Source organism: Sulfitobacter sp. CW3 (assembly GCF_019392245.1).
Taxonomy (GTDB): domain Bacteria; phylum Pseudomonadota; class Alphaproteobacteria; order Rhodobacterales; family Rhodobacteraceae; genus Sulfitobacter.
In genome coordinates this window covers 1-232 of sequence record NZ_JAHXRL010000595.1, presented here as the reverse complement: position 1 = coordinate 232, position 232 = coordinate 1, and the positions used below count along the sequence as shown (strand labels likewise).

The 232-nt window shown below is 63.4% G+C and carries 1 protein-coding gene; it reads right to left on the bottom strand.

What is annotated here, in order from left to right; translation table 11 throughout:
• Window positions 1-232 (bottom strand): Ig-like domain-containing protein (locus KZZ06_RS24160; RefSeq protein WP_219582075.1); only part of this gene is annotated, 232 nt, incomplete at both ends.

Here is a 232-nt window from a genome sequence, read left to right as displayed (position 1 = left end):
CCGCGCTCAGGGTGCCGTTGGCGATGGTCAGGTCGGCGTTGGTGAAACCGGTGACCGCCTCGGAGAAGGTGATGGTCACCTGTGACGTCTCGCCAATCGCCAATGCGCTGTCGGCGACCACGATGGTGGCCGTGGGTCGCTGGGTATCGATCGCGTAATTATTGGAGTTGGTGGTGCCGGCGCCCGCATTGCCCGAGCCGTTTTGTACGCCGCTGTTGTCCAGCGTGATCAG